Raw genomic sequence first — 24,356 nt, forward strand, 5'->3', positions numbered from 1 at the left:
GTCGCGGCCGGGTGGCAGGGCTGGGAGTCCCACCGGCAGCCGTCGCCGTCCTTGGGCCACTCGACCGTGTCGAACCAGCCCCGCCCCTTGAAACGTGGAAACCCTGGCGTGCGGCCTGCTTTGACACGGTCGAAGAACGCGCGGAACGCCTTGTCCAGCCTGCGGAGCGTGGCCTGCTGGGAGGAGAACGACCATCGGCCCTGACCGTCGGGGTCGTCGGCGCGGATGTGCTTCAGCTCCGCCGACTGGTCGCCGTAGCGCACCGTCACCCCGGCTTTGCGGTAGGCCGTACAGCGGTGTTCGAGAGCGGCGTTGTACAGCGTGCGGTGCTCTTCCAGGCACTGCGCGCGCGCAGCGGCCTGCTTGCTGGTGGGGCGCAGCAGGAACTTGAACGACCTGCGCACGCCCACCTCCCACATTCGGTAACGAGAACACCACGGTATCGGCTGGCACCGACAAAACCCGGAAGAACTCTGTGACGCACGAACCTGACAGGTCAGGGCACGCTCGGGCGTTGGCGGCCCTCCCGCTCCCGGCTTCGGCTGAGGTCCTTTGGAGGCGGCGGGAGGCAAGACGGCCTCTCCGGCGACGGACACGCGCCACGACCCGAGGGCCCGGCACCACCCAGCGACGCCGCATGGTCAATGGACGTCGCCACAGCTGGCGCACCCCGCGGGGTGAGGTGCCTCCCCCGGTGGGTTGGGGGAGGCGGGTGGGGTGGAGGGGTCAGCCGGCCAGGTGGGGGAGGACGCCCGTGTGGTGGAGGCGGTCGCGGGCGGCCGCGATGGCCTCGTCGGTGGTGGCGAACACCTGCCCCGCCTCGTCCAGCCGGGCGAGCACCCCCAGCGCCTCCAGCGGCTGGTGGTGGCCGTCCGGGATGCCCGAGACGTACACCAGGATGCCCCGCCCCTCGAGCCGTTCGATCGCGTCGCCCAGGACCAGCGCGCCGCTGGCGTCGATGGTGGTGACGCGGGACAGGCGCAGCACCACCACGGACACGTCCGTCACCTCCGACAGCTCCATCAGGAAGCGGTGGGCCGCGGCGAAGAACAGCGGCCCGGCCAGCCGGTAGGTGACGATGTGCTCGGCGAGCAGCGCGTGCTCGTCCTCGGTGTGATGGGGCTGCAGGTCGTGGCGGAGCGGCTCGGCGTCGAGGCGGGCGTTGCGCGCCATGGCACGCAGGGCCAGCGCCCCCGCCACCACCAGGCCCAGGATGACCGCCACCACCGTGTTGAGCGTCAGGGTGGCGACGGCCGTCAGCACCAGGACCACGGCGTCGGCCCGGGTGGACCTGAACATGGCCTTGACGGCGTCGGTGTCGACCATGCGCACCGACGTGGCCAGCAGGACCCCGGCCAGCGCGGCCAGCGGGATCCGGGCGACGAGCCCGGCGGCGGAGTAGATGATCGCGGCCAGGATGCCCGCGTGGGCCAGCGCCGCGAGCCGGGACTGGGCGCCGGAGCGGACGTTGACCGCGGTGCGGACGATGGCGCCCGTGCCGGGCATGCCGCCGAACAGCGGGGTGACGAGGTTGGCCACGCCCTGCCCGAACAGCTCCCTGTCGGGGTCGTGGCGACGTCCGGTGGTCATGCTGTCGGCGACGTTGGCCGACAGCAGCGACTCCAGCGCGGCCAGGGCGGCCACCGCGACGGCCGGGGTGAGCAGGGACGGCAGCGCGCCCGGATCCAGGAACCCCAGCGACGGCGCGGGCAGCCCGGCGGGCAGGTCGCCGATCCTGGCCAGCGGCAGCGCGGCCACCTCGGCGGCGACGGTGGCGATGGCCACGGCGGGCAGCGCGAACGGCAGGCTCGGCCGTACGCGCGCGGCCACCAGCACCACCGCGGCCACGGCCACGGCCACGGAGGTGGCCCACCAGTGCGGGTGGGCGAGGAAGTCGAGGACGGCGTGCCAGGCCACGATCATGACCTTGTGGCTGTTTTCGGGCGGGACGCCGAGTGCCTGGGGCACCTGTTGCAGGCCGATCACGCAGGCGATGCCGACGGTGAACCCCGCCACGACCGGGGCGGGGACCACGGCCATGTAGCGCCCGGCGCCGGTCAGCGCCAGCGCGAGCAGCAGCAGCCCGGCCAGCAGACCGACCGTGAGCACGCCGGTGGGGCCGTGGGCGTCGAAGATCGGCATGAGCATCACCGTCATGGCGCCGCTCGTGCCCGAGACCTGCAGGTGGGAGCCGCCGAGCAGGGCCGCCAGCGCCCCGGCCACGATGGCCGTGGCCAGCCCGGACGCGGCGCCGAGCCCTGAGGAGACGCCGAATCCGAGTGCCAGCGGCAGCGCGACGACCGCCACCGTGAGCCCGGCGAGCAGGTCCTGGCGGGGGCGGCGGCACATGGCGGCCAGCGACTCGCGTTCCGGCAGCACGGCGCGCAGCCGCCCCCAGGCCAGGGTCAGCCCGCCGGTCACGAGCTGTTACCTTCCGGTCCGGAAATGTAACCGTCTTGGTGCGTGAAAGGTCCTCTCACCATCACTCCCTACGAGTAAAGAGCGCCCCGCAATGCACCAAATTGCATATTTTTGCAATTGGTCAAGAGGCTCTCCGTATCAAGTACACCCCTTGCCACCTGCCTAAACGGGCTGTTCGCGAGGCGTGAACACCGGCAGCAGCGAGAACGCCCGCTCGGCCGCCCGGATCGCCTCCCGCTCGACCTCCGCCATCGGCCGGCCTTCGGCCAGCATCGCCCAGTTGCGCCGGGCGAGCACCCGCTGCGCGGCCAGCACCTGCCCGGCGACCAGCCCGGCGGTCAGCTCGTCGGTGATCTCCCCGAGCGCCTCGGCCAGGGCCTCCTCGTCCTGCGCCATGTGCTGGAACAGCCGCGCCGCCAGGCTCGGCGTCGAGAACACCATCCGGTGGTACGCCACCACCTCCGGATGGTCGTTGAGCCCGGTGACCGGATCGCGCCGGGCGAGCCCGTCGAGGAAGTGGCGGCGCAGCGCCTCCAGCGGCCGCTCCCCCGGCTCCCGCCCCCGTACGACGCGGGCGGCCTCACCCTGGTGGTCGGCGATCCGGTGCAGCACGAGGTCTTCCTTGGTCGGGAAGTACTTGAACAGCGTCGGCTTCGACACCCCCGCCGCCGCCGCGATCTCCGTCACGGGCACCTCGTCGAAGCCGCGCTCCAGGAAGAGCGAGATGGCCGCCGTCGAGATGGCCTCGTGGACCCGCTGCCGCTGGATCTCCCGTAGTCCCGTCATGGCACCCAGTCTATCAAAGTGTTAACCTGGTTAAGTTCTTAACCGAGTTAACGCTTTTGGGGGACACGATGGGCACGCTCGACGACGAGAGCCAGTACGTCGAACGCTGCAAGGCCGGACTGCGCAGGATGCTCGAAGGCGCGCGCGACAACGTGATCATCGGTGAGACCGTGGCCGGCGACCGCTACAGCGCCGAGCGGCTGGGCCGCCATCTCAAGAGCCTGGCCAAGGAGCTGAGCGAGGAGCCCGAGGGCCCGCCGTTCTTCGGCCGGCTGGACTTCGGCCAGAGCTCGGCCGAGCACCGCGGGCGCGCGTACCACATCGGCAGGCGGCACATCACCGGCGAGCACGGCGGCCCGCCCGTGGTGATCGACTGGCGCGCGCCGGTCTCGCGGGCCTTCTACCGGGCCAGCGCCCGCGACCCGCAGGGTGTCGCGGTACGCCGCCGCTTCGGCTGGTCGGGCACGACGCTGACGGGCTTCGAGGACGAACGGCTCGAACGGGGCGAGGAAGGCGAGTCGCGCATCCTGGCCGCCGAGATCGAGCGCCCCCGCGTCGGCCCCATGCGCGACATCGTGGCCACCATCCAGCCCGAGCAGGACGACCTCGTACGGGCCGAGCTGGACACCTCGATCTGCGTCCAGGGCGCACCTGGCACCGGCAAGACGGCGGTCGGCCTGCACCGGGCCGCGTACCTGCTGTACGCGCACCGGCAGCGGCTCGAACGCTCCGGCGTCCTCGTCCTCGGCCCGAACCGGGCCTTCCTCGGCTACATCTCGGCCGTGCTGCCCGCGCTCGGCGAGGTGGACGTCGAGCAGACCACCCTGGAGCGCCTGCTGGCGCCCGTCACTGTCACCCTCCCCGTCACCGCCGCCGACAGCGAGGCCGCCGCGCTGGTCAAGCACGACGTCCGGATGGCCGAGGTGCTGCGCAGAGCGCTGTACCGGCGGATCGCGAAGCCGGTCGAGCCGGTGACGGTGGCGGACGGCTCGTACCGGTGGCGGGTGCCCGAGGAGGAGCTGCGCCGCATCGTGGACGACACGCGCCGCGAGTCCCTGCCGTACGGAGTGGGCCGCGAACGGGTGCGGGCCCGGACGGTCGCCGCGATCCAGCGCCAGGCCGAGGCGCGCGGGCAGACGGCCGGCGCGGCCTGGACCCGCAAGATCGCCCGCGCCGTCACCCCGTTCCTGGACGCCGTCTGGCCCGCCGTCAAACCCGAGGAGGTCCTGTACGAGATCCTGCGCGGTCCGGCCGAGGGCACGCGCGACAGCGGCCCGGCGGAAGGCACGCGGGACGGCAGGTCGGCGGAAGGCACGCGGGACGGCGGGTCGGCGAAGGGCAGGCGGGACGGCGCGCTGACGGGGGCCGAATGGGAGGCGATCACCTGGGCCAAGCCGCCCCGCAGCGCCAAGAGCGCCAAGTGGACGGCGGCCGACCTCGTGCTGCTCGACGAGATCGCCGCCCTCATCGAGCGCCCGCGCGGCTACGGCCACGTCATCGTGGACGAGGCCCAGGACCTGTCCCCCATGGAGTGCAGGGCCGTGGCCAGGCGCAGCGAACACGGCTCGCTCACCGTGCTCGGCGACCTGGCCCAGGGCACCACGCCGTGGGCGGCCTCCTCCTGGCCGGAGCGCATGGCGCTGCTGGGCAAGCCGGACGGCCAGGTCATCGCCCTGACCACCGGCTTCAGGGTCCCGGCGGCCGTGGTGGAGCTGGCCAACACGCTGCTGGCGGCGCTCGGCACGCAGGTGCCGGCGACGCGCTCGTACCGCTCCGACGGCCGCCTGCGGGTCACCCGCGTGAGCGGGCTGGAGAAGGGCGTGGTGGAGGCGGCGCGCGAGGCGATGGCGTTCGAGGGGTCGATCGGGGTGATCGCGGCGGACGCCGACGTCGAGGCGATCACGTCCGCGCTCCGGGACGAGGGCATGGACGTGGACGAACGCCTCACCGTGCTGCCCGCCTCGCTGGCCAAGGGGCTGGAGTACGACCATGTGATCCTGGCCGAGCCCGCCGCCGTCGCCGAAGCCGAGCGGCGCGGCCTGAACCGCCTGTACGTCGCCCTCACCCGGGCCGTCTCCCGGCTGGACGTCGTTCACGCCAGGCCTCTGCCGCCCCAGCTATCTCATCCCATAAAAGCAGTTTGAAATCGGTATATGTCCTGGTTCGTTCGGCTCGACAGGACTGGGCCCTTCGGTGTGTGATGTTGTTCACGTCTCGAGAGGAGCCCGCAAGTGACCTCTTCGCAGGATCCGCCCCAGGGCGACGATCCCAACACCCAGTGGTCGCAGCCGCCCCCGTATCCGCAGCCTCCTTACAAGCAGCCGCCGAGCAACCAGGTCCTGTCGATCATCGGGTTCGTCTGCGCGGTGGTGGCCGTGCTGTTCATCCCGATCCTGTTCGGCCTGGCCGGCATCGTGCTGGGCATCGTCGGCCACACGCGGGGCGAGCCGCTGGGCAAGTGGGCCGCCGTCGCCGCCGGCGTCGGGATGATCATCGGCATCGCCCTCGGCGTGATCCTCGTGAGCAGCATGTCCTGACCCGAGCCGCCCCGGGCGTCACCGACTCCGTCTGACGTGACCCCCTCCCGGGGCGGCGCCGCCTTTCCCGCCCCACCCCATTCAGGCACGGCCCGCGCCCGCCGGCGAGCCGCCTTCCCCAAGCGCCCGCCCGCCGCCTCCGACCACGGGACGCGCGGCGCACACCGGGCCGCCCTCTCGACGCGCCACACCGGCCAGGCACCGGGCTCAACGACCCGACGCGTCCGACCGCAGAACGCGGATCCGACGCTGTCTCCAAACGTAGAACGCGCAGCGATTCCCCATTGCGTGGCGGATACTCGCGCACGTATGCTCGTGTACGAGTATTCGTCCACGAGGAGATGAGCCGGATGACGAAGCGGCGCAGGGTCGCGAACCTGCTGGCTCTGGCCGTGCTGACGGTGGCCGGGCAGCGGCCGATGCACCCGTACGAGATGGCCTCGGTGCTACGGGCGCGCGGCAAGGACCAGGACATGCCGATCAAGTGGGGATCCCTCTACACCGTCGTCCGCAACCTCGAGAAGCACGGCCTGATCGAGGCCGTGGAGAGCGGCAGGCAGGGCGCCCGCCCCGAGCGGACCGTCTACCGCGTCACCGAAGCCGGCCGGGAGGAGGCCGACGACTGGACGCGCGAGCTGCTGTCCACGCCCGTGCGGGAGCCGTCGGCGTTCGAGGCGGGATTGTCGGTGCTGGCCGGGCTCGGCCCGGACGAGGTGGTGCCGCTGCTGCGGCAGCGCCTGGAGCTGCTGGAGCAGCAGCTCCAGGACGCGCGCCGGGCGCTGGAGCGGGACCGGGAGGAGGTGCCGAGGCTGTTCCTCCTCGAGTCCGAGTACGCGCTGGCGATGCGGAAGGCCGAGGCGGGCTGGGTGAGCGCGCTGCTGGCCGAGCTGACCTCCGGCACGTTCCCCGGCCTGGACGGATGGCGGGCCTTCCACCGGACCGGCGACCTGCCCCCCGAGGTGGCGGACATCGCGGAGAGGGGCAGCACAGCGGATTGACCCCGGCGACCGGCGAAGAGCCCGGTGGCCGATCGCAAGACCGGCGGCGGTGCGGGAACACCGCCGCCGGGAGATCTTCGTACCGAAATGCCCGCGAAGCGGGACCCCGGACACGAGATGGCACTCGCAACAATAGCCGGGCTCCCCTTCACGGACCGAACCATGGGGAGCCATCATGACCACGACCACTCTCGACGCCGTGACCTCGAAGGACGGCACCACGATCAGCTACCGCCGGCTCGGCCGCGGCCCCGCGCTGGTGCTCCTGCACGGAGTCATGCAGAGCGGCCACAGCAACATCGAGCTGGCCCAGGCCCTCGCCGACGAGTTCACGTGCTACGTGCCCGACCGCCGCGGCCGGGGCCGCAGCGGCCCGTACGGTCCGGACTACCGCCTCGATCGGGAGGTCGAGGACCTCGACGCGCTGCTCACCGCGACCGGGGCGGACCGCGTCGTCGGCGTGAGCTCGGGCGCCATCGTCACGCTGCGCACCGCGCTCGTACGGCCCGGCCTGCGCAAGGCCGTCATCTTCGAGCCGCCGCTGGACGTCGACGGCTTCTACCCGGCCGGCTGGCTGGAGCGCTTCGACCGGGAGCTCGCGGCCGGCCGGATCCCGGCGGCGCTGGTCACCGGGATGAGGGCGGCGCGGCTGGGGCCCCAGTTCTTCAATGTCATGCCGCGGGCGGTCCTGGAGCTGCTCACGGGCATGATGCTGAAAAGTCAGGACAAGGCGGCGGTTGACGGGGAGCCGACGTTCCGGGAGCTGGCCCCGACGCTGCACTACGACGGGCAGGTGGTGGCGGAGACGGCCGGCAGCCTGGACGTCTACCGGCCGATCGGGGCGGAGGTGCTCCTGCTCGGCGGCACCCGCAGCCCCGCCCACCTGAAGTCCGTGCTCACGGGGCTGGAGCGCGTCCTGCCCCATGTCCGGCGCGTGGACCTGAAGGGCCTCGACCACAGCGCCACCTGCAACGCCGACCAGCGCGGACGCCCTGAGCAGGTCGCGGCCGCGATCCGCGATTTCCTCTCCTAGCGGGCCCTCAGGTGGTGGCGAGGGCGACCGTGGGCGACAGGCGGGCGGCGCGCATGGCGGGGTAGAGCCCGGCGAGCGTCCCGATCAGCAGGGTCGCCCCCACTGCCCCGCCCAGCGCCCACGGCGGGACCACCGGCGGCCAGCCCCGCGACAGGGCGTAACCCGCGGTCGCCAGGGCCCCCATGACCGCGCCCACCACCCCGCCCAGGGTGGACAGCAGCAGCGACTCGGCCAGGAACTGGATGCGTACCTGGCCGCGGGTGGCTCCGAGCGAGCGGCGCAGGCCGATCTCCTTGCGCCGCTCCAGCACGGAGATGACCATGGTGTTGGCCACCCCGACCCCGCCCACGAGCAGGGCCACCGCGCCGAGCCCGAGCAGCAGGTTGGTGAAGGCGCCCGCGGCGGCGGCCTTGGCGGCCAGGGCGTCCGACGGCCTGCTGACCGTGACCTCCTCCGGATTCTCGGGGTTGACGGTGCGGGGCAGCACCTGGCGCACCGACTCCACCGCCTCGTCCGAGGAGCGCTCGTAGATGGTGGTGGGGTAGCCGTCGAAGCCCAATAGCTCCTGCGCCGCGGGGAAGCCGACCAGGGCCGAGCGTTCGATCTCCGGAGCCAGCGGCATCGGCCCGAGGATACCGACGACCGTGAACCAGCGGCCGCCCATCCACACCTGCACGCCGGTCCTGGCCAGCCCGAGCCGTTCGGCGGCCTGCGCGCCGAGCACGACGGCAGGCTGGCGGGCGGTGGCGTCGTTGAGCCAGGTGCCCTTGGTCACCGAGCCCTCCAGAGTGGCCAGGAGGGTGGTGCTGGCCGCCTGGACGGCGATGCCGCCGGTGACGGACGCGGGGATGTGGTTGTTGCGGCGTACGGTGGCCTCCACGCCGCCCGTCGCCGCGGCCGTCCGGACCGGGCGGATGCGCTGGACCATGGCCAGCGCGCCGGTCGGCAGCTTGGCCTCCTCCCCGAACATGGTCTGCCCCGGAGCCACCGTGAGGAGGTTGGTGCCGAGCTTGTCGAGCTGGCGCAGGAGCTGCTCGCGGGAGGAGGACGAGATCCCGATCACGGCGATCATCGTCGCGATGCCGATGGCGATGCCGAGGGCCGACAGGATCACCCTCGTCGGGCGGGCGCGCAGCCCGGCGGCCCCGACGCGCAGGACGTCCCCGGGGCTGAGCCGGCCGGGTGCGGGCCGCGCCCCGGCTCGGTGGTGGTGGTCGGTCAACGCCCGGCTCCTCTCAACAGCTCGACGGGGCTCAGGTGGTCGTGCTCGTGGCCGTCGACGACGAGCCCGTCGCGCAGGCGTACCTGGCGGGAGCACCAGCCGGCGATCTCGGCGTCGTGGGTGATGACGGCCACGGTGGTGCCGGCCTCGTGCAGGTCCGCCAGGACGGCCAGCACGTCGGCGCCCGCGTGGGAGTCCAGGTTGCCCGTCGGCTCATCGGCCAGGAGCAGCGGCGGGTCGCCCGCCACGGCCCGGGCGACGGCCACCCGCTGCTGCTCGCCGCCGGACAGCTCCGACGGCCGGTGCCGGAGCCGGTGGCCGAGCCCGACCCGGTCCAGCGCGGCGGCGGCGCGTTCGCGGCGGGCGCGGCGGCCCGTGCCGGTGTAGAGCAGGCCGTCGGCGACGTTGTCGAGCGCGCTGACCCCGGGCGAGAGGTGGAACTGCTGGAAGACGAACCCCAGAGTGCGCGAGCGCAGCCCGGACAGCTCCCGGTCCGACAGGGTCGCGACGTCGTGACCGGCGACGCGCACAGTGCCGGAGGTGGGGCGGTCGAGGGTGCCGATCATGTGGAGCATGGTGGACTTGCCCGATCCCGACGGGCCGACGATGGCCAGCAGGTCTCCCCGGTCGATGGTCAGGTCCACGCCGCGCAGGGCGTGCACGTCTCCGGCGTACGTCTTGGTCACCCCGCACAACTCGACGATGCCGTTCACTGGGCCGTTCCCTGGGCCGTTCACGGGGCCGTTCCCTGGGCCGTTCACTGGACCGGCACCCCGACCTTCATGCCCTCGGCCAGCCCTTCGCCCTTGATCTCGACCAGGCCGCCGCCGAAGGCCCCGGTCTCGACCGCCACGATCCGGCTCGCCGCGCCCTCCGCCACCTCGACCCCGAAGCCGCCCTCGCGCAGCGCCAGCAGCGCCTCGACAGGTACCGCCAGCACGTTCGCGTGCCGCGCACTGGCCATCTCCACCTCGACCGGCGCCTGATCCAGCTTCGTCCGCGGCGGCCTGGCGAGGGTGATGTCCACGTCGATGGTGGTGGTCGCGTCCCGTTCGGACCCGGAGGACTCCGCGACCGTCCCGACCGACGTGATCCGGCCGGCGGCGCGCTCGCCGCCGGGGAGGGTCACCGTGACCTTGGCGCCCTTGCGGGCCAGCGACTGGTCGCCGGTGTCCAGGTCCACGTGCACCAGGCGGCGGATGCCGCTCACCGTGAGCGCCTGCTGTCCAGGCGCGGTCCTGGCGCCGACCTCGGCCTTGGCGTCGGTCACGCGTACGGCGGCGGGCTGGAACACGACCTGGGCCGCGTCCACCCGCCCGCTCTCCTCCAGTCCCCTGCCCTCCTGCCAGTCCTTGACCGCCTGCTCGGTGGCGTAGCTGAAGTGGTCGTCCACGGTGAGGTAGTCGCCGTACCCGAGCGCTTTGAGGTTGCGCTCCAGCTGCTCGACGTCCGGCCCGTCGGATACGCCTCGCTGCAGGGTCCGGTACAGCGGCAGGCTGCCGTACATGAGCACGAGCGGCCTGCGGTCCACCTTGAGCAGCGGACGGCCTCGGCGGACCACCGCTCCCTGGGCGGCCACCCACGTCACGGTGCCGGAGGCGCCCGAGGCGACCCGGCGCTCCCCCGCGTAGGTGAGGGCGCCGTCCACGGTCTTGGTCTCCACCAGGTCCTGCCGGGTGATGTCCGCGGTGGCCGGGACCGGGGGCCTGGCGGGCGTGGCGGCGCCGGGGACGCCGTCGTTCATGACGGCCACCGCGGTCCACGTCGCGGCGACGGCCAGGACGGTGCCGCCGCTCAGCAGGATCCCCTTCCTCATGACGCTTCCCCTGGCTTCTTGCCGCCGCCGGGCGCGTACTGCTCGCAGGCCTTGTGCGCGGCCTCGATCTTCTGCTGCGAGCCGTTCCTCATCTCGAAGCGCATGCCCTCGCCGGGCTTGGGGTCCGGCATGTCCACGCCGTGCTGGCGCATGCACTGCGCGAACTTGACCATCTGGTCGTAGTCCTGCTGGCTGGGCGTGTGGTCGCGGACGACGGCGTCCATGATGGGCTGGCAGGCCTTGTGTGCCTTGTCCATCTTGTCGCGGCCCACCCCCTTGGGGACCTCTACCTTCAACTGGCCGTTCTGTGGGTCGGGGACGTCGATGCCGTGCTCGCGCATGCACTGCGCGAACTTCAGCTGAGCCTCCTCCGGGTCCATTGACACCGACGGGGAGGCCGTGGGTCCGGCGGACGAGGTGCCGGCGCTGGCCACGCCGTCGTCCTTGGGCGCCGTGCCTCCGCACGCGGCCAGCGCCAGCGTGAGCGGGACGGCTACCAGCAACAGCCGTATATTCATGACATTCACTCCTCCGCGCCCGGGGTCCTTCGCCCGGGGTGCGGCCTCACTCCAGCCCATGGGGTGCTAGAACCGGATAAGCCCGCCCGGCGCGCTTATCCGGCCCTAACACGTGATCCGTCACGCTCGGGTGCCAGAGGAAAGGGGCCGGCGATGCGGGTGCTTGTCGTCGAGGACGAGGAACGGCTGGCGGACGCGGTCGCGCGCGGGCTCCGGCTGCAGGCGATCGCCGTGGACGTGGCCTACGACGGGCAGGACGCCCTGGAGCGGGCCGCGTACGTGGACTACGACGTGGTGGTGCTCGACCGGGACCTGCCCGAGGTGCACGGCGACGACGTGTGCCGGCGGCTGCGCGAGGGAGGCGGGGGCGGCCGGGTGCTCATGCTGACCGCGGCCGGCCAGATCCGCGACAAGATCGACGGGCTGTCGCTGGGCGCGGACGACTACCTGGTCAAGCCGTTCGCGTTCGCCGAGCTGGTGGCCCGGGTCCGGGCGCTGGCCCGCCGCTCGCCCCGCTCCGCGGCGCCCCCGCTCGAACGCGGCGGCGTCGTGCTCAACCCGTCCCGCCGCACGGTCACCAGGGACGGGCGGCCCGTGTCGCTGAACCGCAAGGAGTTCGACGTGCTGCGCGTGCTGCTCGGCGCGGGCGGCGAGCTGGTCACCTCCGGCGAGCTGCGCAGGCGCGTCTGGGACGAGCACGCGGACGCGGGCACGGGCGCGCTGCGGGTCACGATCACGTCGTTGCGCAAGAAGCTCGGCGTGCCGTCGGCGATCCTGAACGTGCCCGGCAAGGGGTACCGGCTTTGATCGTCGAGCAGGGGCGGTCGTGGTGGAGCAGCAGGCGGCTGCGGCTGCGGCTCACTCTGCTGTACGGCGGCCTGTTCTTCGTGGCCGGGTCGATCCTGCTCTGGCTCACCTACCTCATCACCGGCCAGGCGCTGAACCAGCAGTTCGTCACCGGCTTCCGGAAGATCCAGAACCCGCCCGCGGACGTGGCCGCGACGCGCCCGATGGTCGGGGACGTCATCTTCCAGGGCGACATCGAGAACCGGGCCGGCAACGTGCTCAGCGAGATGGTCCGCTCGTCCATGCTCGTGATGATCCTGGTCGGCGTGGTCGCGCTCGTGCTCGGCTACGTGGTGGCCGACCGGGCGCTGCGCCCGCTCGACCGGGTGACGGAGGCGGCGCAGCGGCTGTCGGAGAGCACCCTGCACGAGCGCATCGGGATGCGGGGCCCGCCCGACGAGGTCAGGCGGCTGGCGGACACATTCGACGCGATGCTGGAGCGGCTGCACCGGGTGTTCGACGCGCAGCGGCGGTTCATCGCCAACGCCTCGCACGAGCTGCGCACGCCGCTGGCGATCAACCGTACGGTGCTGGAGGTGTCGCTGGAGGAGCCGGCCGCGTCGGAGGACCTCAAGGCGCTGGCCAGGGCGTTGCTCGGCACGAACGCCCGCTACGAGCGGCTCATCGAGGGCCTGCTGCTGCTCGCGCAGTCGGAGCAGGAGCTCACCGTGCGCAAGCCGGTGGACCTGGAGCAGGTCGTGCGCACCGCGCTGGAGCAGATCGACCTGCAGTCGCGCAAGCGGCCCGTCACGCTCCACCAGGACCTGCGGCCGGTGCTGGTCGAGGGGGATCCGCTGTTCCTGGAGCGGTGCGTGTTCAACCTGCTGGAGAACGCGATCAAGCACAACGTGCGCGACGGCGAGATCTGGCTCGCGCTGCGGCGGCAGGGCGGCGACGCGGTGGTCACGGTGCGCAACACCGGGCCGGCGGTGCCGCCGTACGAGGTGGACGACCTGTTCGAGCCGTTCAGCCGGCTCCACGGCGACCGGGTGCGCTCGTTCAAGGGTGCGGGGCTGGGGCTGTCGATCGTGCGGGCCATCGTGCGTGCGCACGGCGGCCAGGTCACCGCGGCCGCCCGGCCGGAGGGCGGGCTGAGCGTCACCCTACGGCTGCCGCACGGCCCGTCGTGAGACCCGGCCCCGGCGTCCCCGTCCGGACCTCCGTGACATCCTTGAAGTGTGCTGTCGCCAATCGACGTGCTGCAGGAGCAGATCAGGTCCCATTTGACCGCCTTCGACCGCCGGCAGGTCCCGCCCACCGGCGGGGTGCGCAGGGCCGCCGTCACCGTGTGCGTCCTGGAGGACGCCGAACGGGTCCCGTACACGATCCTGATCAAGCGGGCCGCCCACGGGCGCAACCCGGGTCAGTGGGCGCTGCCCGGCGGGCGCCTGGACGACGGGGAACGCCCCGTGGACGCGGCGCTGCGCGAGCTCGCCGAGGAGACGGGCGTCACCGGGGTCGAGGTGGCCGGGATGCTCGACGACTTCGTCACCGACTCCGGCTTCGTCATCACGCCGGTGGTGGCGTTCGGCGGCGTCCAGCAGCCGGTGGCCGACCCGCGCGAGGTGGCCTCGGTGCACGACGTGCCGCTGGAGTGGTTCCTGGCGCCGGGGGTGCCGCGCTGGCGCGGGAAGATGCTGCAGATGCCGCTGGGGCCGTCCATCGTGGTCCACGCGCCGACGGGGGCGATCCTGTGGCAGTTCGCCGAGGTGGCGCTGCGCGGCCGCGAGCAGCGGGTCTTCGACGTGAAGCAGCCGCGCTGGACGAGGACCTGACCGGGCGCTCCCGGTCAGGTCCAAAGCGTCCTACGCGTCCTACGCGTCCTGCGCGTCCTGCGCGTCCTGCGCGCGGACGAACGCGTTGACGATCATCGGCAGCGACGCGTCCAGGCCCGCCACGTTCAGCACGCCCTCGTCGCCGGGGTCGCCGATCGAGTAGCCCGCGGCGGTCATCGCCGCGACGACCACGCGCGCCTCCGCCGCCACGGTGCGGCGGTAGGCGCCGAGCTCCTGCGAGGGGTGGGCGCGCCCCGCCCACGTCTCGTTGTCGGTGAACACCACGATGCCGTCCACCGCCATCCGCTGCTCGCGCGCCCAGCGGAACGGCAGCGACAGGTCGGTGCCGCCGCCGGACGGCCGCCAGGAGCCGATCTCGCGCAGGTTGGTGCGCGGGGTCACCTTCGAGGCGTGGACGCCGGTGTCGACGTCGATGACGTGCACGGTCCCCTTCTCGATGCGGGCCAGCATGACGGCCATCGCGCAGCCCACCTCGTACGGCGAGCCGATCTTCGAACCACCGACCACGACGTCGCCGCCGTACCAGCCGCCCGACATCGACCCGGAGGAGTCCACCGCGACCAGCAGCCGCCGGCCCGTGGGCCGGACGGTGCCGAAGGCCAGCTCGTACGTCTCCTCCAGCGCGTCCCGGATCGCCGGGACCGGTGCCCACGTGTGCGCGTCGGCGCGCGGGTTGGGCTGGGCGCGGCCCGAGCCGTACACGCGCAGCGCCAGGAACGCGTCCATCGGGTGGATGCGCGCCCGCAGCAGCGCGTCGCGGTCGGTGAGCCGGGCGACCGCGCGCCGGGTGGCCTCGCCCGTCGGGGTGAGCGTGCCGATCCGCGTCATGCGGGCCAGGTTGCGCAGCAGCGCGGTCATGCCGATCGTGTCGACCAGCGCGTCCCACACCTTCGGATCCCTCAGCACGGCGTCCGGCAGGAACTCCCACGGCACCTTGCGCTCGGTCACCACCTGGATCGCCTCGCGGGCCGTGGTGACGGCCTTGGCGCTCAGGAACCGGTCCACCGACTCCAGCGTCTCGCGCGCCTGCTCGTCGGAGACGTTGCCGGCGATCCAGCCGAACAGCCGCGCCCGCTGCGGGCCGTCCGCCTTGGGGTGGGCGATGCGCAGGACGTCGCGCAGGTCGAACGTCTCACCCTGCGGCGTCCTGCGCTGGCGGGCCTTGCACACCTTGAACGCTATGTCGTCGGGGCTGCCGGTGGTGAACCAGGAGGCGAGCGCCGTACGCAGCGAGCGGCCGGTGACCGGCGCGGTGCCGCGCGCGGTCGGCTTGCCGCCGAGGTTCTTGTAGTAGCCGAAGAAGGAGGCGAGGTGGTCGGTCGTGCGGGCCACCTTGGGCAGGGCGAGCTTGGCCGCCTGCCGGGTGGCCGCGTCGCCGCGGGCGTAGGCGGCGGCCAGCGCGAACAGCGCCGGTCGCTGCTTGGGAGCGCGCGGCGGGCGCGCGGTCGAGATGCCGGTGAGCAGTTCGACGACGCGCGGGCCGTCCTCGGCGATCGCCTCGAACAGCGCGGCGGCGTTGCCGGCGGTCAGCTGTTCCTGCGACACGTAGTAGGTGCCGCCCGTGGTGCCGAGGATCAGGAAGTCCTCGACGCGCTGCCACAGGTCCTTCTCGAAGACGAAGCCGCCCGCCGCGTTGCGCACCTGGTCGGTGCGGCCGGGCAGCGGCTGGGTCTGCGGCGTGGCGAACGCGGAAACGCCGGCGAGGGGGTCACGGTTTCGCGCCATAGTTTTCACCTCGTACGTCTCGACCCGCCCGAATGACGGATATGCAGAAAAAATGGGGGCGGATGTGGAAATGCCGACCGGCCTTTTACGGCGCGCTGCCACTACGCGACGCGCGGGCGCACCCGCGCGGCGGGGAGTCGAACCCCGCGCTTCCGGCACCTGAAGCGATAACCGGCCTGCTTCGACCCGCCCCCGAGGCTCGGAGAGGGCACGGATATGGGGGCGTCCACCGGCGTTGGCGCTCTGCCGACTGAGCTACCGGAGCGTTGGCCCCGGGCAGGACTCGAACCTGCGACTCCCCATTAAAAGTGGTAACCGACGAACTTCGACCCGTGCCCTCACCGAGTCTCACTGACATTCTGGATTCAACACGGAATGCCAATGGGGGCTCAAATCATTTTCCCGATCTCGTCGAGGGCGAGCGGGGCCGCGCTCACCGTGAGTGACCGGGACGAACCGGACCTCCAGGGGTCGAAGATCGCCAAGCTCAGGTCACGTGTCGCCCATGAGGGGGGCGCGATTACCCCCATGCCCGGACCGTGTGCTTAACTCGAGTTGCCGATGTGGTCTGTGTCCCCCGGGCCGCAAATTACCGCCTTCACGGAATACCGTTCGGCTGGAGCCGTGTTGTGCACCTCGCCGAGGAGGCGACCGCCACATCGGCCTTAACGACTTTTCCAGGCGTCCCGCCCACCGGCGGGGCGCCTGCTTTATGGTGGGGTGGCCGACCGGCCCGATGATCAGGAGAGCTCGTTGCTGTACGAAGTGGTCAAGTTCGCCGCCGCGCCGCTCGCGAACGCGATGTGCCGGCCGCACATCTCGGGCGCGGCGCACGTGCCCAGGAGCGGGCCCGCGATCCTGGCCGCCAACCACCTGTCGATCCTCGACTCGTTCCTGCTGCCCGCGCTGCTGCCGCGGCACGTGACCTTCACCGCCAAGAACGAGTACTTCGACGGCAACCCGGTCTCCGGCTTCTTCATGCGACTGGGCGGCAGCCTGCCGATCGACAGGGAGAGCGCGCACGCCGCCCAGACCATGCTCGACTCCGCCGCGGACCTGCTGGAGCGCGGCGAGCTGTTCGGCATCCACCCGGAGGGCACCCGCTCCCCCGACGGCCGCCTCTACCGCGGCAAGGTCGGCGTGGCCTGGCTGACGCTCAAGACGGGCGCCCCGGTGCTTCCCGTGGCGCTCAGCGGCACCGAGAGGGTGCTGCCGGTCGGCTCGAAGGTGCCCAGGCCCGCGCGGATCGGCATCGCCATCGGCGAGCCCATGCGGTTCGAGGGCGACCACACCAAGGCCCGCGACCGGCGGCGGGTGACCGACGAGATCATGGCGGCCATCCAGAAGCTGTCCGGGCAGGAATACGTGCCGACCTACGCCGCCAGCTTCAAGGCGGCCAACGGCGTGTCATGACAATGTCGTCGAGGATCAGGGGGATCTAGCGTGGCGCGTGGTCGTACCATCGCGATCGTGTCCGGCGCCACCGTGCTCGCGGTGGGGGCCGCGGCCGGTGGCGCGTACTACCTGCTGCACACCAGAGGGACGCCCGCCGAGACGGCGCAGCGCTTCTCCGCCGCATGGCAGGCCGGCAACTGGGCCGCCATGGGGGCGGAGCTCGCCAAACCACAGCAGCTCAACGCGTACGACCAGCAACGCAGCGCACTCGCCGTCGAGTCGACGGACATCAAGCTCGGCAAGATCACCGAGACCGGCGACAACCGGGCCCGCGCCCCCTACACCGCGACCCTGAACCTCAAGAACATCGGCAAGTGGTCCTACCAGGGCCAGATCGACCTCATGGTGGCCGACCGCACCTGGAAGGTGGACTGGAAGCCCGCCACGCTCTACCCGTCGATGACAGCCGGGGCCGAGTTCAAGCTCAAGACGCGCTGGCCCGACCGCGCCGAGATCACCGACGCCCAGGGAGACCGGATCGACACGGGCGCGGTCGGCGGGTCGGTGCAGCAGCTCGTCGGCTACCTCGACAAGGCCGGCAAGAAGGACGTGGCCAAGCTGGGCTCCTCCTACAAGGTCGGCCAGGCGATCGGGCGCGGCGGGCTGCAGGAGACGTTCCAGAAGCGGCTGGCGGGCACGCCCGCCACCGAGATCCAGCTCGGCGACAAGACGCTGGAGACCATCGAGGGCAGCGACGGCGAGCCCGTCCAGACCACGCTCGACCCGCGCGCGCAGGCCGCGGCGGTGGGCGCGGTCAAGGACATGAAGAAGCCCACGTCGATGGTGGCGATCAAGCCGTCCACGGGCGAGATCCTGGCCGTGGTCAACAACCAGGGCGGCTTCAACCGGGCGCTGGACGGCCGCTACCCGCCCGGCTCGACGTTCAAGGCGGTCACGGCGATCGGCCTGCTGGCGGCCGGGATGTCGCCGTCGGACACGGTGACGTGCCCGATGTACGCGACCATCGGCGGACTTAAGGTCCGCAACTCCGACAAGGAGGCGTTCGGGTCGCTGTCGTTCCTCGACTCGTTCGCCCACTCGTGCAACACGACGTTCGCGCCGCTGGCCGAGCAGAAGCTGGGCGCCGACAAGCTGCTGAAGACGGCCGAGGACGTGGGCTTCAACCAGCCCCTGAACATCGGGGTCCCGGCCGCCAAGGCCAGTTTCCCCCGGGCCGAGTCCGACGCGGAGCTGGCCGCGGAGTCGTTCGGGCAGGCCAGGATCACGGCCAGCCCGCTGACGATGGCCTCGGTGGCCGCCGCCATCGCGGACGGCACGTGGCGGCCGCCGACGCTGGTGCCCTCGTTGAAGCAGAAGGCCGCCGAGCGCCCGCTGCCCGACGGGGTCAAGGACCAGCTGCACTCGATGATGGCGGCCGTGGTGTCCAAGGGCACGGCCAAGGCGGCCGGCCTGCCCGCCGGCACGTACGGCAAGACCGGCACGGCCGAGTTCGGCACCGGCGACGACCTGGACACCCACGCCTGGTTCATGGGCTTCAAGGAGGACGTGGCGTTCGCGGTGGTCGTGGAGGGCGGCGGCGCGGGCGGCAAGGTCGCGGCGCCGGTGGCGGCGTCGTTCCTCAAGGGGCTCTGACGGCCGCGACCAGGTGAACCGGCCTCTGACCTGGGCAGAACTCGGTTGTGCTGGGGATCGGTGGCAAGGAGTACGCGGCGCGGCAGGCGGCCATGGGGCGGCTGGCCGCGCGGGCGGGGTTCCGCGGGGTGGTGGCCTGGTCGAGAGGCGGTTCGGCGCAGGACCATTATGCCGACGTCTACTACCTGACGGGTTTCTACCAGCACCAGCCGTTCGTCCCCGACTTCCCCGGCCACTGGCGGGCGCGGGGCCACGCGGCCGTCGTCCTGCCCGTGGACGACCCCCCTCTCAGCGAGCACACCGCCGTCCTGCTGACCAACTCCAAGGACCTCCAGGAGCCCCGGCCGGCGGCGCGGGTTCATGTGACGCCCGATCTCGTGGACGCCCTGGCCGAGCAGATCAGGGAGTCGATCCGGCCGGGCCGGGTCGCGTTGATCGGCTACGAGGCGATGGCCGCGCCGTGGTGGTGCCGGCTGCGTTCGGTGCTGCCGGGGCACGAGCTGGTGTGCGCCGACGACCTGGCCTGGGAGGCGCGCCGGATCAAGAGCCCCGCCGAGCTTGACCTGCTGCGCGCCTCGGGGGCGCTCGGGGTGCGCGCGGTGTCCGCCGCCCGGGAGGCCGCCGTACCGGGCGCCACCGAGGCCGACGTGGCGGCGGCCGCGATCGCCGAGATCGTCCGGGCGGGCGGCGCCTACTCCGGCATGGGCATCTCCTCCGGCGCCGAGTCCTACACCTTCGCCGCCTCCGGCCCGACGCCCTACTCCGCCGACCGGCGGCTGGCCGAGGGCGACCTGATCAGGATCGATCTGTACGGCTCCGTGCGCGGCTACCTGTTCGACCTGGCCCGTACGTGGGTCGTCGGCGGCGAGCCGACCACCGAGCAGCGGCGGCTGCTGGAGGCGGTGCGGGAGAGCGTCTCGGCCGGGATCGAGCTGCTGCGGCCCGGCCGGCGCTTCGGCGAGGTGGCGCGGCGGTGCCAGCAGGTGTTCGAACGGTCGGCGTTCGCCGTCCACCACGGACTGCCCTGGTCGGAGACGGACGGCCTCTGGGGCCACGGGCTCGGCCTGTCGCTGGAGCCACCGTGGATCACCGAGGGCGGGCCCGACTCGGACGGCCTGATCGAGGCCGGAATGTGCCTGGCGCTGGAGCGCAGGATCGCGATGCACTCCGTGGGGGGCGCCAGCCATGAGGAGGACGTCATCGTCACCGACTCCGGCCCCGAAGTCATCACCCGCGACCCTTGAGACTTGTTATCCGGCTGTGTAAATTTACTCGCATGGATAACAAAGTGTGGGCTCCCGTCCGGGCCCTCTTCGTGGCCGTGCTCGTCATCTCCGTCGCGACCCTCGGCGTGGCCGCCCTCATCGGCGGCAACTGGGTGGTGTGGCTCCGCGGCGCCGCCGTGGCCGTGGCCGCCGTCTGGCTCGTCGCCCTGGCGGGGCAGGCCGCCCGGGGCAAGAGGTCGGCCTACGTACGCATCCGCTTCGTCTCCATCGCCGCCCCCATCGGGATCGTGCTCATCCTCGTCGCCCCGGACAGCGGCTATCCCGGCTGGATGAAGGCGGAGCAGGCCGTGGTCGGCGTGCTGGTCGCCGCCGTGGCCCTCCTCGTCAACCGACGTGCCGTACGGCAGGCGTTCCCGAAGCGTGGCAAGCTGGGCTGAATGCAGAGCTCTGCCCCCCGCCGGGCGGCCACCGAGGCCCGCAAAGCACAGATCGCCTCCGCCACGATCGCCGTGCTGGCGCGGCGCGGCTACGCGGAGACCACGTTCGAGGCCATCTGCGAGCAGGCGGGGCTCAGCAGCAAGCGGCTGATCTCCTACCACTTCTCCAGCAAGGACCAGCTGTTCGAGGCCGTCGTCCGCCAGGTCGTCGAGGACGCGGCCGCCTTCATGCGCCCGGCGCTCGACGCCGCCTCCGGGGCGCGCGCCCAGCTCGAGGCGTTCATCAGGGCGAACATCGCCTTCATCGCCGCCCATCCCGAACACGTGCGGGCGGTGCAGCAGATCGCGTTCAACCAGGTGCCCGTGGGCGGTGAGGAGCAGGACGCCGCGGTCGCCAGGCTGGCGGCGCTGTTCGCGGAGGGGCAGCGGGCGGGGGTGTTCCGGGAGTTCGACGGGGTGTTGATGGGTACGACGCTGCGCGCGTCCATCGACGGGGTGGCCGACCGCCTCGTCAAGGGCCTCGACCCTGATCGGTGCGCGGACGAACTGGTCGAGATCTTCGACCGCGCCACGCGCACCTGACCTCGCCTATCACCCGGCAGCGCGGGCGCACTCACGCCTGACCTCGCGGGCCACCGCGAAGCGCAGGCGCGCTCACGCCCGACCCCACGACTCGGCGGGCCATAACCACGGAACGGTCGATACCGTAGATTCGTCCTCGGGTGGCGTGGCGCGCCGGCTCGGCGATGGCCAGACCGGGGCCGACACCCGGTCCGTGGGCTGCACGTCGAGCTGGGACACCACCCAGCGGTTGCGTTGGCGATTGGAGACGCGGTGAGCCACAACGTATCCGGCCAGTCGGCCGAACTGACGTACGACCTGGGCTATCACGGGCTGCTTGAGCGTCTTCGATCTCACGGACGCCAGTCAACGGCTCCAAGTGCCCTTGAAGCCGAGCCGGACGAGCTGTTGACGATCGGCGAGCTGGCCAGGACCACCGGCGTGGCCACCTCGGCGTTGCGCTACTGGGAAGAGCTCGGCCTGCTCCCCGCCCCGACCCGGGTCTCGGGCCAACGGCGCTACCCCGCCTCGGCGTTGGCGATCGTCGGCCTGATCCTTTCGTTGCAGGACGTGGGCTTCTCGCTGCGCGAGCTGAAGGTGCTCATCACCTCTCGTTACGAAGACGTCGACGCCTGGCGCGAGCTCCATGAACGCAAGCTCGCCGAGCTCGACGAACGGATCGCCCAGGCGCAGGCCGCGCGCACCGCCATCGCCCACGGCCTGGCCTGCGGGCACCCGGAGGGCATCTTCCACTGCCCCACCTTCGCCCGTGTCATCGCCGCCCGCCTCGCCGGATCCCCTCTCCACGAGGCCCACTCCCACTGACCACCTCACCCCGATCACCTCGGCCGGAGACTCCGGCGGGCGCGCTCCAGGTCGTCTCTGGCGGTCTTGGTCAGCGTCTGCTCGGGGCCCATGACGGCCTCGAACCGGTTCACGACCCATTCGTACTCGGCGAGCGCGTCCGCGATCCGTCCCACTGCCTCGTACGCCGTGGCCAGGCCGTGCCGGGTGATCAGCGTGTCGGGATGGTCTGCGCCCAGCAGCCGCGCCTGTTGCCCGGCGACGTGCTCGTACAGCTGGACAGCCTCATCGGCCCTGTCCGCCGCCTTGTAAGCGCGCGCGAGCTGTCCTTTGACGACCCAGGTATCGGGATAGTCGTGATCGAAGAGCCGCTCGTGATCGGCTATCAGCCGCTGGAACAGCTCGATGCCGCGCTCGGGCCGGCCGCCCTCGACGTTGGTGTACGCCTGGAAATAGCGCGCCGCGAGCAGGGTGGGATGGCCGGGTTCGAGTGCCCGCTCCTGGTCGGCCACCACCTGCTCGATCATCGGCACCGCCTCCGGTGCCCTGCCTCCCATCGTGTACGAGAAGGCCACCGACGCGCGTGACCACAACGTATCCGGATGATCGTCACCGAGGACGCGGGAGCGGTCGGCCGCGACGCGTTGGTAGAGGGCGGCGGCTTTCATCGCCTGGCCGGCGTACTCGAAGGCGTGCGCCAGCGTGTGCCGGGCCGCGAGGGTGTCCGGGTGCTCAGCGCCCAGGAGCCTCTCGCGCCCTCTGACGACGGCTTCGGCGACCGGGACGGCCCGGAGCCCGTCGTTGAGATAGACCAGATGGGAGGCCACGACGTGGCGGACCCGCAGCACGAGCTCGGCCGCCGCGCGCAGGTGCGCGAACTCGTCGTCGGGGACCCGCTCGACGGCCTCCCACAAGGCCGCCGCGTGCTCGGAAACCGCCATGATCGTGGGGAACTTCCGCCAGGTGTCCTGGTCGGAGACGTCCTCGACCGCCACGCACAGCCGTTGCCCGGCTGTCTCGATCAGCTCGGCCAGGGTGCGGTCGCGTCCAGCCTGATCGCGTACCGCACGCCGGACGAGGCGGTGGACGAACGCGGTCGTGTCGCTCCGGCTGAAGGTGACCAGCGATCGTGCGCCCAGCTCGGCCAGAGCCGGTTCCGCCTGCGGGCCGAGCAGCTCGAACCCAACGCCCGAGGTCGACAGCACGGACAACTCTCCGAGCAGGCGCGCGGCCGCCGGGCCGGTCTGCCCGACCGACAGCATGATCGCCTGCGCGACTCCGGTGGGGTACTGCTCTCCGCGAGGCCGCGCGAGGAGCACCTCGATGGGGGTGGCGTGCAGCCGCCCCAGGTAGGAGTCGCACGACAGGCGCGGCGGGCCGACCAGGGCGGCTGCGGCGATGCCCAGGGCGAGCGGCAGGCGGTCCAGTTCCTCGGCGAGCAACCGGAAGCCCTCGTCGTCCGCGCCCACCCGCGTGCGGAGGTACTTCACCGCCTCGGCCTCTGTGAACTGCTCCACCGCAACGATCGTGGCGAGCCGTTCGAACGAATGATCATTGGTGGTGATCAGCACGCGAGCTCGGCCGTGCGACGGGAGCAGCGGCGCGAGCAGATCGGGGTCCGTCGCATTGTCGAACACGACCAGATACGGCCCGCGCCGCTCCTGAAGCCAGGCTCTGACCTTGCGGGCCACGGTCGCCGGGTCGTCCGCGTCGCTGCGTAACCCGGCTTCGGTGGCCAGCTGATCCACGGAACCGTGAAGCTGGTCGACGGTCTCGGCGTGCAGCCACGCCACCGGGATGCCGCGTTCGATGCAGCGCCGGGCATAGGCGGCCGCCAGGTGGGTCTTGCCCACGCCGCGTCCCCCGACCAGCGCACACACCGCCGCCGTGCGGCGGGTGGAGAACAGCTTGTCGATGCGTTCGCTCAGATCCGAACGCGGCTGGAAGGCCTTCGGCTCGCGCGGCACGTCACCGACCGTGCGCAGGTCCCGCTTCGAACCGGACGGCGGGCCGGCGCCCGGTTCCGCCTGACCGGCCCAGATGGCGAGCGGCGTTCCGGGGAGCAGGACGACCAGACCGACGACGATGCTCGTGCTGTCCAGTCCGAGCCCGTTCGCCACACAGATCCACCAGGCCAGAACCCCGGCCGTCGACGGCAGCGTCGCCGCGATCACGACCTTGAGCCAGCGCGGCATCTCAGCCCTTTCTGCGCGAGAACGGTTCTGTGATGAATCGGAAGGCCGTACTCGACGAGTGTCACACGCCGCCACCACCTTGTCGCGGGCCGATCATGGGAGGGCTCGCCGCAGGCGCCGGAAGCCATGAGCTCCCAGGTCCCCCTCGGGCGAGACCCGGACCGACAAAGCCGTCCCCGAACTCGCGGCACCTCTCACCTCGAACGCAGTCGCCATCGAGCTTGATCTCATGGATCAACGTACAAAGAGCCGACCAGGCAACCCCCGGCCGCGCCAACCTCACCCCCGTCACCAACCCCACAACCCGAGGCACCGCCAACCTCGCTTCCGCCCCCAACCCGACAACCCCCGCACCGCCGACCCCACAACCGACCTCAACCCCGCAAC

The 24,356-nt window shown here is 72.0% G+C and carries 22 protein-coding genes; 13 read left to right on the top strand and 9 right to left on the bottom strand.

All coding sequences use genetic code 11. The features are described 5' to 3' along the window. The 3 genes from ACWEPL_RS56280 to ACWEPL_RS56290 form a co-directional block, all read right to left on the bottom strand. Positions 1-404: helix-turn-helix domain-containing protein (locus ACWEPL_RS56280; RefSeq protein WP_452441474.1), on the bottom strand; the 404-nt coding region annotated here is incomplete at its 3' end. 322 nt (positions 405-726) lie between these two features. Next, positions 727-2,349, bottom strand: a complete 1,623-nt coding sequence (locus ACWEPL_RS56285) for a SulP family inorganic anion transporter (protein WP_452441500.1) — start codon at positions 2,347-2,349, stop codon at positions 727-729. A 234-nt stretch (positions 2,350-2,583) separates the two neighbouring features. Continuing rightward, the gene (locus ACWEPL_RS56290; RefSeq protein ID WP_452441475.1) at positions 2,584-3,207 is read right to left on the bottom strand and encodes a TetR family transcriptional regulator; all 624 of its coding nucleotides are present in this window, start codon (positions 3,205-3,207) and stop codon (positions 2,584-2,586) included. A 68-nt stretch (positions 3,208-3,275) separates the two neighbouring features. On the opposite strand from ACWEPL_RS56290, the gene ACWEPL_RS56295 reads away from it, so the two are divergent. From ACWEPL_RS56295 to ACWEPL_RS56310, 4 genes are all read left to right on the top strand, one after another. Further along, the gene (locus ACWEPL_RS56295) at positions 3,276-5,351 is read left to right on the top strand and encodes a HelD family protein (protein ID WP_452441476.1); all 2,076 of its coding nucleotides are present in this window, start codon (positions 3,276-3,278) and stop codon (positions 5,349-5,351) included. Between the two features lie 87 nt (positions 5,352-5,438). After that, complete coding sequence (locus tag ACWEPL_RS56300) at positions 5,439-5,744, top strand: hypothetical protein (protein ID WP_350732067.1); 306 nt, start codon at positions 5,439-5,441, stop codon at positions 5,742-5,744. A 350-nt stretch (positions 5,745-6,094) separates the two neighbouring features. Continuing rightward, positions 6,095-6,742: a PadR family transcriptional regulator gene (locus ACWEPL_RS56305; protein ID WP_452441478.1), complete on the top strand. Its 648-nt coding sequence runs from the start codon at positions 6,095-6,097 to the stop codon at positions 6,740-6,742. Positions 6,743-6,917: 175 nt separating this feature from the next. Continuing rightward, positions 6,918-7,775, top strand: a complete 858-nt coding sequence (locus ACWEPL_RS56310; RefSeq protein WP_452441480.1) for an alpha/beta fold hydrolase — start codon at positions 6,918-6,920, stop codon at positions 7,773-7,775. Positions 7,776-7,782: 7 nt separating this feature from the next. On the opposite strand, the gene ACWEPL_RS56315 is transcribed toward ACWEPL_RS56310, so the two are convergent. The 4 genes from ACWEPL_RS56315 to ACWEPL_RS56330 are packed head-to-tail and all read right to left on the bottom strand — an operon-like array spanning position 7,783 to position 11,331. Beyond that, complete coding sequence (locus ACWEPL_RS56315) at positions 7,783-8,997, bottom strand: ABC transporter permease (protein WP_363969540.1); 1,215 nt, start codon at positions 8,995-8,997, stop codon at positions 7,783-7,785. Continuing rightward, the gene (locus tag ACWEPL_RS56320; protein WP_363969542.1) at positions 8,994-9,710 is read right to left on the bottom strand and encodes an ABC transporter ATP-binding protein; all 717 of its coding nucleotides are present in this window, start codon (positions 9,708-9,710) and stop codon (positions 8,994-8,996) included. The genes ACWEPL_RS56315 and ACWEPL_RS56320 overlap by 4 nt, the downstream gene beginning before the upstream one ends. A gap of 44 nt (positions 9,711-9,754) precedes the next feature. Next, positions 9,755-10,813 carry an efflux RND transporter periplasmic adaptor subunit gene (locus ACWEPL_RS56325; protein WP_452441481.1) on the bottom strand — a complete coding sequence of 353 codons (1,059 nt, stop codon included), beginning with the start codon at positions 10,811-10,813 and terminating at the stop codon, positions 9,755-9,757. Continuing rightward, entirely contained in the window at positions 10,810-11,331 is a 522-nt protein-coding gene (locus ACWEPL_RS56330; RefSeq protein WP_452441483.1) for a hypothetical protein, read from the bottom strand. The genes ACWEPL_RS56325 and ACWEPL_RS56330 overlap by 4 nt, the downstream gene beginning before the upstream one ends. 153 nt (positions 11,332-11,484) lie before the next feature. Between ACWEPL_RS56330 and ACWEPL_RS56335 the strand changes: the two genes are divergently transcribed. From ACWEPL_RS56335 to ACWEPL_RS56345, 3 genes are read left to right on the top strand one after another with little or no spacing between them, the layout of a single operon-like run. Then, positions 11,485-12,138, top strand: coding sequence for a response regulator transcription factor (locus ACWEPL_RS56335; RefSeq protein ID WP_452441485.1), 654 nt, complete (start codon positions 11,485-11,487; stop codon positions 12,136-12,138). Next, the gene (locus ACWEPL_RS56340; RefSeq protein ID WP_452441487.1) at positions 12,135-13,307 is read left to right on the top strand and encodes a sensor histidine kinase; all 1,173 of its coding nucleotides are present in this window, start codon (positions 12,135-12,137) and stop codon (positions 13,305-13,307) included. The genes ACWEPL_RS56335 and ACWEPL_RS56340 overlap by 4 nt, the downstream gene beginning before the upstream one ends. A 48-nt stretch (positions 13,308-13,355) precedes the next feature. Continuing rightward, a complete protein-coding gene (locus tag ACWEPL_RS56345; protein WP_363969552.1) occupies positions 13,356-13,952 on the top strand; it encodes an NUDIX hydrolase in 597 nt (198 codons plus the stop codon). 39 nt (positions 13,953-13,991) lie between these two features. On the opposite strand, the gene ACWEPL_RS56350 is transcribed toward ACWEPL_RS56345, so the two are convergent. Continuing rightward, positions 13,992-15,698 carry a TROVE domain-containing protein gene (locus tag ACWEPL_RS56350; protein WP_452441488.1) on the bottom strand — a complete coding sequence of 569 codons (1,707 nt, stop codon included), beginning with the start codon at positions 15,696-15,698 and terminating at the stop codon, positions 13,992-13,994. An 801-nt stretch (positions 15,699-16,499) separates the two neighbouring features. Here ACWEPL_RS56350 and ACWEPL_RS56355 point away from each other — a divergent pair. From ACWEPL_RS56355 to ACWEPL_RS56380, 6 genes are all read left to right on the top strand, one after another. After that, complete coding sequence (locus ACWEPL_RS56355) at positions 16,500-17,111, top strand: 1-acyl-sn-glycerol-3-phosphate acyltransferase (protein WP_435054297.1); 612 nt, start codon at positions 16,500-16,502, stop codon at positions 17,109-17,111. Between the two features lie 57 nt (positions 17,112-17,168). After that, on the top strand, positions 17,169-18,746 hold the full coding sequence (locus ACWEPL_RS56360) for a penicillin-binding transpeptidase domain-containing protein (RefSeq protein WP_363969556.1): 1,578 nt from the start codon (positions 17,169-17,171) through the stop codon (positions 18,744-18,746). 47 nt (positions 18,747-18,793) lie between these two features. Continuing rightward, complete coding sequence (locus tag ACWEPL_RS56365; RefSeq protein WP_452441489.1) at positions 18,794-19,990, top strand: M24 family metallopeptidase; 1,197 nt, start codon at positions 18,794-18,796, stop codon at positions 19,988-19,990. Between the two features lie 32 nt (positions 19,991-20,022). Further along, a complete protein-coding gene (locus ACWEPL_RS56370) occupies positions 20,023-20,409 on the top strand; it encodes a hypothetical protein (RefSeq protein ID WP_363969560.1) in 387 nt (128 codons plus the stop codon). After that, positions 20,410-20,991: a TetR/AcrR family transcriptional regulator gene (locus ACWEPL_RS56375; RefSeq protein ID WP_363969562.1), complete on the top strand. Its 582-nt coding sequence runs from the start codon at positions 20,410-20,412 to the stop codon at positions 20,989-20,991. A gap of 252 nt (positions 20,992-21,243) precedes the next feature. Further along, positions 21,244-21,795: a MerR family transcriptional regulator gene (locus ACWEPL_RS56380; RefSeq protein WP_452441491.1), complete on the top strand. Its 552-nt coding sequence runs from the start codon at positions 21,244-21,246 to the stop codon at positions 21,793-21,795. A 14-nt stretch (positions 21,796-21,809) separates the two neighbouring features. On the opposite strand, the gene ACWEPL_RS56385 is transcribed toward ACWEPL_RS56380, so the two are convergent. Beyond that, positions 21,810-23,969: a tetratricopeptide repeat protein gene (locus ACWEPL_RS56385; protein ID WP_452441492.1), complete on the bottom strand. Its 2,160-nt coding sequence runs from the start codon at positions 23,967-23,969 to the stop codon at positions 21,810-21,812. Positions 23,970-24,356: the final 387 nt, after the last annotated feature.

The sequence above is a fragment of the Nonomuraea sp. NPDC004186 genome (assembly GCF_053603495.1).